Origin of the sequence: Trinickia terrae (assembly GCF_005144415.1) — a bacterium.
Taxonomy (GTDB): Bacteria; Pseudomonadota; Gammaproteobacteria; order Burkholderiales; family Burkholderiaceae; genus Trinickia_A; species Trinickia_A terrae.
In genome coordinates, this window is the sequence record NZ_SWJE01000061.1 from 1 (window position 1) to 261 (window position 261).

Annotated in this window: 1 protein-coding gene; it reads right to left on the reverse strand. The window is 67.4% G+C overall.

Annotated elements, in window-relative coordinates; all coding sequences use genetic code 11:
* Positions 1-261: SDR family oxidoreductase (locus FAZ69_RS33075; RefSeq protein ID WP_136899663.1), on the reverse strand; the 261-nt coding region annotated here is incomplete at both ends.

The following is a 261-nucleotide window of genomic DNA, read 5'->3' on the forward strand; positions in this document are numbered from 1 at the left end:
TGAGCGCCGCGCTCGGGAAGGCCGAGAGGAACAGCACCGTCTGCGCGACGTCCTCGACCGTGGTGAACACGCCGTCCACGGTCTGGCCGAGCATCACCTTCTTGACCACGTCCTCTTCGCTGATGCCGAGTTCCTTGGCCTGCTCGGGAATCTGCTTGTCGACGAGCGGCGTGCGCACGAAGCCGGGGCACACCACATGCGAGCGCACGTTGTGCGCCGCGCCTTCCTTGGCGAGCACGCGCGCGAGACCGAGCAGCGCAT